The 7,500-nt window shown below is 59.3% G+C and carries 5 protein-coding genes, 1 tRNA gene and 2 rRNA genes (1 of these 8 only partly in view); 5 read left to right on the top strand and 3 right to left on the bottom strand.

Annotation, left to right across the window (positions count from 1 at the left end; all coding sequences use genetic code 11):
* The 3 genes from BM333_RS10135 to BM333_RS10125 form a co-directional block, all read left to right on the top strand.
* Nucleotides 1-2,693, top strand: a 23S ribosomal RNA gene (locus BM333_RS10135) (it extends 94 nt beyond the left edge of the window).
* Nucleotides 2,694-2,776: 83 nt separating this feature from the next.
* Nucleotides 2,777-2,891: ribosomal RNA gene (gene rrf / locus BM333_RS10130) — 5S ribosomal RNA — on the top strand.
* Between the two features lie 102 nt (nt 2,892-2,993).
* A tRNA-Met gene (locus tag BM333_RS10125) sits at nt 2,994-3,070 on the top strand.
* Here BM333_RS10125 and BM333_RS16345 read toward each other — a convergent pair.
* Nucleotides 3,027-4,655 (bottom strand): recombinase family protein, encoded by a 1,629-nt coding sequence (locus tag BM333_RS16345; RefSeq protein WP_366926487.1) that lies wholly within the window; start codon nt 4,653-4,655, stop codon nt 3,027-3,029. The genes BM333_RS10125 and BM333_RS16345 overlap by 44 nt on opposite strands.
* Before the next feature lie 479 nt (nt 4,656-5,134).
* On the bottom strand, nt 5,135-5,323 hold the full coding sequence (locus tag BM333_RS10110; protein ID WP_177221864.1) for a helix-turn-helix domain-containing protein: 189 nt from the start codon (nt 5,321-5,323) through the stop codon (nt 5,135-5,137).
* A 96-nt stretch (nt 5,324-5,419) separates the two neighbouring features.
* Between BM333_RS10110 and BM333_RS10105 the strand changes: the two genes are divergently transcribed.
* Together BM333_RS10105 and BM333_RS15955 are read left to right on the top strand one after the other, a co-directional pair.
* A complete protein-coding gene (locus BM333_RS10105) occupies nt 5,420-6,250 on the top strand; it encodes a hypothetical protein (RefSeq protein WP_092310775.1) in 831 nt (276 codons plus the stop codon).
* A 49-nt stretch (nt 6,251-6,299) separates the two neighbouring features.
* The gene (locus BM333_RS15955) at nt 6,300-6,467 is read left to right on the top strand and encodes a hypothetical protein (RefSeq protein ID WP_177221863.1); all 168 of its coding nucleotides are present in this window, start codon (nt 6,300-6,302) and stop codon (nt 6,465-6,467) included.
* 772 nt (nt 6,468-7,239) lie between these two features.
* Here BM333_RS15955 and BM333_RS10100 read toward each other — a convergent pair.
* On the bottom strand, nt 7,240-7,500 hold a 261-nt coding region (locus BM333_RS10100; protein WP_245777143.1), incomplete at its 5' end, for an integrase core domain-containing protein.

Below are 7,500 nucleotides of genomic sequence, written 5' to 3'. Positions count from 1 at the left end.
CCCTTTGATCCGGCTATTTCCGAATGGGGAAACCCACCTTTGCGGTCTTCCAACTTTGTTCCGGCTTCTGCCGGGGCGGCGATTGGCGGATCGTTAAAAGGTATAATGACCTGAATACATAGGGTTCATTAAGCGAACCCGGGGAACTGAAACATCTCAGTACCCGGAGGAAAGGACATCAACCGAGACTCCCGTAGTAGTGGCGAGCGAACCGGGACCAGGCCAGTGCTCTTGTGAAATAAAGTCGAACGACCTGGAAAGGTCGGCCATAGCGGGTGACAGCCCCGTAGACGTCAAACAGCAAGAGACTCGAGTAGGGCGGGACACGTGAAATCCTGTCTGAACATGGGGGGACCACCCTCCAAGCCTAAGTACTCCTCTACGACCGATAGTGAACAAGTACCGTGAGGGAAAGGTGAAAAGCACCCCAACGAGGGGAGTGAAACAGATCCTGAAATCGGAAGCTTACAAGCAGTCGGAGCCCCCATGCGGGGTGACGGCGTACCTTTTGTATAATGGGTCAGCGACTTCATGTGTCGAGCAAGCTTAAGCCGTTAGGTGTAGGCGCAGCGAAAGCGAGTCTGAATAGGGCGCTAAGTTCGACGTATGACGACCCGAAACCAGGTGATCTATCCATGAGCAGGATGAAGGTTGGGTAACACCAACTGGAGGTCCGAACCGGTGACTGTTGAAAAAGCCTCGGATGACTTGTGGATAGGGGTGAAAGGCCAATCAAACCTGGACATAGCTGGTTCTCCGCGAAATCTATTTAGGTAGAGCGTCCGACGAACTCCTTGGGGGGTAGAGCACTGGATGGATGCGGGCTGCGCGAGCGGTACCAATTCTAACCAAACTCCGAATACCCAAGAGAGCTATCGGGCAGACACACGGCGGGTGCTAACGTCCGTCGTGAAAAGGGAAACAACCCTAACCATCATCTAAGGCCCCCAAGTAACGGCTAAGTGGGAAACGATGTGGGATTGCTTTGACAATCAGGAGGTTGGCTTAGAAGCAGCCATCCTTTAAAGAAAGCGTAACAGCTCACTGATCAAGCGATCCTGCGCGGAAAATGTAACGGGGCTCAAGCCGTTCGCCGAAGGTATGGGTTTGCACTTATGTGCAAGCGGTAGCGGAGCGTTCCGTAAGCCGGTGAAGGTCGACCGTGAGGTCGGCTGGAGGTATCGGAAGTGAGAATGCTGACATGAGTAACGATAGGAGTGTGAGAGACACTCCCGCCGAAAGACCAAGGGTTCCTGCGTAAAGCTAATCTGCGCAGGGTTAGTCGGCCCCTAAGGCGAGGCTGAAAAGCGTAGTCGATGGGAAGCAGGTAAACATTCCTGCACCAGCTGGAAGTGACGGATGGCGTAACTCGTCAGGGCTTATTGGATTGTCCTGGCGGGGAAACTGTCCCTGGAAATAACTCCAGCAGAGACCGTACCCGAAACCGACACAGGTGGTCAGGTAGAGCATACCAAGGCGTTTGAGAGAACTGTGCTGAAGGAACTCGGCAAATTGCACGCGTAACTTCGGAATAAGCGTGACTCACCCTGGGCAACCAGGAATGAGTGGCACAAGCCAGGGGGTAGCGACTGTTTAGCAAAAACACAGGGCTCTGCGAAGCAGCAATGCGACGTATAGGGTCTGACGCCTGCCCGGTGCCTGAAGGTTAAAGGGAGATGTGAAAGCGTCGAACTGAAGCCCAGGTAAACGGCGGCCGTAACTATAACGGTCCTAAGGTAGCGAAATTCCTTGTCGGGTAAGTTCCGACCTGCACGAATGGCGTAACGACTTCCCCACTGTCTCCAGCACAGGCTCAGTGAAATTGAATTCCCCGTGAAGATGCGGGGTTCCCGCGGTCAGACGGAAAGACCCTATGAACCTTTACTATAGCTTCGCCTTGGCGTTAGCGACCGTATGTGTAGGATAGGTGGGAGGCTATGAAGCCGGGGCGCCAGCTCTGGTGGAGCCATCCTTGAAATACCACCCTTACTGTCGTTGACGTCTAACCGAGGGCCGTTATCCGGTCCCGGGACATGGCGTGGTGGGTAGTTTGACTGGGGCGGTCGCCTCCCAAAGTGTAACGGAGGCGCGCGATGGTGAGCTCAGAGCGGTCGGAAATCGCTCGTCGAGTGCAATGGCATAAGCTCGCCTGACTGCGAGACTGACAAGTCGAGCAGAGACGAAAGTCGGCCATAGTGATCCGGTGGTCCCGCGTGGAAGGGCCATCGCTCAACGGATAAAAGGTACTCTAGGGATAACAGGCTGATTTTGCCCAAGAGTCCATATCGACGGCAAAGTTTGGCACCTCGATGTCGGCTCATCACATCCTGGGGCTGGAGCAGGTCCCAAGGGTATGGCTGTTCGCCATTTAAAGTGGTACGTGAGCTGGGTTCAGAACGTCGTGAGACAGTTTGGTCCCTATCTGCCGTGGGTGTTCGAAGCTTGAGAGGATCTGTCCCTAGTACGAGAGGACCGGGATGGACATACCTCTGGTGGACCTGTCGTGGCGCCAGCTGCGCAGCAGGGTAGCTATGTATGGAATAGATAACCGCTGAAAGCATCTAAGCGGGAAACTAACCTCAAAACAAGGCTTCGCTGAGGATCGTGGAAGACTACCACGTTGATAGGCCAGGTGTGGAAGTGCGGCGACGCATGAAGCTTACTGGTACTAATAATCCGATCGGCTTGATCGTTTCTCAGCAAAACTCATTCGATTGCTTCGGTTGACGCCGAAGCCGACAATGTCTTCTCGCAATCCTTCTGTCCGCCTGGTTGACCTGGTGGCTATGTCGGAGGTTCCCCACCCGATCCCATTCCGAACTCGGTCGTTAAGCCCTCCAGAGCCGATGGTACTTCGTCTTAAGGCGCGGGAGAGTAGGTCGCCGCCGGGTCTACCAGTCGGACAGATGATTGCATTATGGTTCAGGCTACCGCGCTTCGCGCTGCCTGAGCCCTCTCTCGAACCGTTCTTCCTTTCACTGCCTACCGTTTGCCGCGGGATGGAGCAGCCCGGTAGCTCGTCAGGCTCATAACCTGAAGGTCGCAGGTTCAAATCCTGCTCCCGCACCCACTTTCATAGTATCTTCGCCGTCCTGGTTCACCAGGGCGGCGATTTTGCCTTGTACGGTGAGCGCAAATTTCCCCCGCTCGCGTAGCGGACGGACCACCACCGTCTCGATTAGCTTTCGTACCAGATTGCGAGCTTCGACGGCGGCCTCGCTGTCGTTGCGCTGCAAGGCGCGCTCCAGCGACGTAACCATCGCTCGATAGCGTTCAGTAATGCAGGGAGGTAGAGCAAGGACCTCCGGCGCTGGCGACGCCGCGAGTTCTTCCTCGAGTTCGGCGCGTCGGGCTTCCAGCGCCTCAAGGCGTTCCTTGACGGCCACGCCGGCAATCACGCCGTCGGCAACTTGATCAACCAGTCGCTCCGCGCGACGCTTCACTTCGGCCAGCTCAGCTTCTGCCTTGCCTCGCCTCAGGCTGAACATTCGAGCATCTCGCTCGGCGGCGATGCGCGCTTCCTCGACGGCGATCGCTATTCTGTCCGGGGCCAGAAGCCGGTCCTTGATGGCAGCCAGAACACGAGCCTCGATCTCGGCCCCCTTGATGCTGCGACCATTGGTGCAAACCGCTTCGCCTTGCTCCCGGCGCCGAGAGCACATGAATCGCTGCGCGTCTCCACTTCGGATCATGCTGCCACTGCAAACACCGCAGGTCAGCTTGCCGCTTAAGAGATGCTTCGGCCGGACCGACCCGCGAGGAGAGGACGCTTGTGGCCCCAGCCTGTTCTCTTCGTATCGCTCGCGGACCTTCTGCCAGAGATCGTCAGAAATGATGCGTAGCTGTGGGACCTCTGTGCGCACAATGTCATCGAGGTCGCCGGACCTAGCGCGCCGCTTTCCCGTCCGGCGGTCTTTCATCCAAGTCTGACGCCCGAAAACGAGCACGCCGCGGTATAGTTCGTTATGAATGATGCCGTTGCCGCGATCAGCGTTGCCATTGATCGTGGAGGCATTCCATTTTCCGCCCCGGGGGCCAGGAATACCTCGGGTGTTCAAGTCACTGACGATTGCGCGCGGGGACGCGCCGGTAGCGTAGCGCCGGAAAATTTCTCGCACCACATCGGCCTCAACCTCGTCCACATCCCGCAGGCCTCTCACTGGCTCCCCAAGTGCATCGAGTTCGCGCCGAATGCGGTAGCCGTAGACGCGACCGCCCGTGTGACGGCCAGACCGGACGACGCCCTGCAAACCGCGCCGCGTCTTGCGGCCGATTTCCTGCAGCTGAAGCGCATTCATCGTCCCCTTCAGGCCGACGTGAAGCTCCGTGATATTGTCCTCCGCGATCGTGCGGATACGGACTCCATGAAACCGGAGATCCTCAAACGTGGCCGCTACGTCTGCTTGGGATCGAGACAATCGATCCAAGGCCTCGCAGATCACCAGATCGAACTCGCCAGCTTCGGCGCCCGCCATCAATGCCTGCAAACCAGGGCGGTTGGCGCTGGACGCGCCAGAGATGCCGGCGTCCTCATAAGTGGCGCAGATTTCCACTCCCTGGCGCTCGGCATACAGCCGACAGATGGCGAACTGATCTTGGATAGATGCGGCGTTCTGGAGATCGCTTGAGTAGCGGGCGTACAGGGCTGCGCGCATCAGCGGCTCGGCTCCGAGGGGGGATGGGTCCCTACAGGCTGGGCTTCCAACAGCATTCGCGCAAGAGCGCGAGCGAGGTCATCAACCAGTGCTTGTGCGCCCATCATGCGCAGAGTTGGGCAAACCTCGTCGTCATGAGAAATCTCCGCGACGCGAGCGGTGACATAAGACGTAAGATCGCCAAGGAAGGCCGGTGCCTGAGTTGCCGTCGCCTCTTCAGAGGAAAAGGGAAGGCTGGCAGCTTGATGTACAAGGGACATTCACCCTCACGGATACAGCGTCGCAACTTTCGTGTGCGACGGGAACGTGAGGGGGCCTTCGACTTGGTAGGCTGAGAAATCCTACCAATTCCCTAACTATGGTCGGCGATCGAGTGCTAACGCCTCCTTGGGCAGCTTGGAACCAGAACGGGCAGGGGCTTTGGGCTCAGTCGACTCGAGGCACGGCTTGGGACAGAGCAGACTATCGTGACCAGCCGTTTAATCCGCCAGGAATGTCGCCGGGCTCACGTTGAGGGCACGTCCAAGGTGGACGAGGGCCAGCACGCCGACGTTCCTTTCGCCCCTTTCAATACCGCCGATGTAGTTCCGGTGCAGGCCTGACCGTTCGGCGAGCTCTTCCTGGCTCAAGCCGGCCGACAGCCGTGCGGCCCTGACGCGCGCGCCCATAGCGATGAGGTCCGGAGATTTGGCCACGACCTTGGTTGCGTCAGGCCAATCTCCGGAGCTACACACTATCAGTGTGATTGATGAGGTGGCGCACTGATGGACGAGACGGACAGGTACGAAGAGGACTACGGAGCCATCGGCTCCCTGATCGGGCCGGGCTCGCATCTCGAAGGCGACCGCCTGAACGAATTGCTGGCTCTGATCTCCATCGAGCTAATGAGGCGCGCCACAAAGGCCGGGCTCGAAGACGAGGGTGCCCGGGCGCTCCGCCAGGTGCTGCTGCTCTGGATGCGCAAGCTCCATTCGACCCCGTACAATCCCCGGCGGCTCGAGTTCTTCGTTTCCGAGTTTTCGGATCCCGACAGAAAGAGGGTCGAGCGGGGCCTCAAGCTGCTCAGCCAGTGCCTGCCGATGGTCCAGAAGAACGGATGGGCAGGCGAGATCGTGGTGGACCTCTCACCATGGCTCAGGGACAACGACGACGCTTTGATCTCTGACCTGCACCGGCAGTGGCTGAGCCAGCATATCCGCGCCGTTCAGCACGCCTGCCACGGGGCCGAGCTGATGATCGAGAATTACCTCGACCCGCGGCTGCCGCAGAGCAGCCGGCCCGGCGTGCGCGCCCGACTGACGTTGCTTCAGGAACGATGGAAGGCCCTTCAAAGGCGCCTGAAGCTGACAAGGCGTGCCCATCTGCGCGAGGCGCTGGGCGATCCCTGGGCGCTGTACGACGAGGTCGCCGAGCTGGAGCATCTCCACGACTGCGTCGTGGGCTTGCAGGCTGACCCCGACGGAACGCCCATGCTGTTCTCAATGCTCTGGAGGCTGGAGGGGCCGTCGAAGCTTCAGGCGCTGTCGCTTTCGCGGCTCGAAACCGGCAAGGCCGAGCGTGAACCTCGTCGCCGGAGCAGTGGTTTGGTACACTGATCCGGCCACGTCCGGCCGCGCGGGCCGCGAGTTTCAGAGGAGTGCTCCGATGTTGGACGTCGCGATTTTCGCGCTCGGCGGCCTGACCGCGCTGATCGTCGGCTTCGTCGTCATCCCTCTGTTCCGGAGGCTTGTGAGCAAGCTGACAGAACCGGCAGACGCCGTGCACTCCGCCCCACCCGCCGAAGGAAATCGGGACCAAGCAACAGGACAATAGAGCGCCTGTTCGGTGCGGGGGCGACGCGATCATAGGCGCTGTCCACTTCCAGCGCTGCCCCGCTCGAACATTCCTCGAGGGGGGGCTCGATCACTTGCCTTAGGCCCCTCAGTTTCTGCCGATTGGCGAGCCCAAACCTCAGTAGTCGACCGGCGCTGAGTGGCCGCGCCAGGACCGCTGTCAGGCCCCCAACGAAGATAGTTCAGTCGCTGGCTCGATGCGGTTGTCCGGCCCCACAGGGGCGAAGGAAGAAGCCTCTTCGAGGCGTGCACACACTACGCACACCTGCGGCCTTGGAAGTCGCTGATAAATAATACGAAAAAAAAGTATGGGCGGAGGCTACTAGTAGCTCACCTTCGCTTCACGCCGATATTCTCCTTACAGATCGGGGAGTTCGAGTGAGCTACTTTTGACCCGCCCTGGACGAAATGGCCCATCTGAGGCGACGATCATGGGAGCGTCAACGATCACAAAGTGCGCTCGTGGAGCGGCTTCGCGTTATGGCGAAGCAGGCCGTTGATCACGTGCGTCGTGCCTCGTTTGCGCTGAGGCGGATCTCGATGCCGGTGCTGCCTGAGTGACCATTTCGAGCGTGCCGGGGGCACCGTCCATGAGATGTTCCGATTTGCGCCAACACCAGACATTGGTGCCGCGGCGGGAACCGGACCTTCGGTCTGACGTGACCCCCGTTTCTCATCCAGCCATAACAAGAGTCCGTAGTTGATCTGAGCTGGGGTTGTTGGGGTTGGCAAGAGGCCGGTCTGCGCAGCCATCAACCAGCGCAGCAGGCCGGCCGATCTTTCCGGTCAAGCGCCTCGGCATAGGCCTTTGGCGTCAGCCAGCCGAGCTTGGAGTGCGGCCGGGCTTCGTTGTAGTCGCGCCGCCAGGATTCCAGCACGATGCGGGCGTGTGGCAGCGACCGGAACAGAGTTTCGTTCAGCAGCTCGTCCCGTAGACGGCCGTTGAAGCTCTCGTTGAAGCCGTTCTGCTGGGGCTTGCCCGGCGCGATGTAGTGCCAGCCGACGTTGGCCTC

It is taken from the genome of Brevundimonas viscosa, from assembly GCF_900116065.1.
Classification (GTDB): Bacteria; Pseudomonadota; Alphaproteobacteria; order Caulobacterales; family Caulobacteraceae; genus Brevundimonas; species Brevundimonas viscosa.
Note: the sequence above shows the minus strand (reverse complement) of the source record. Positions and strands in the feature narration are given on the sequence as shown.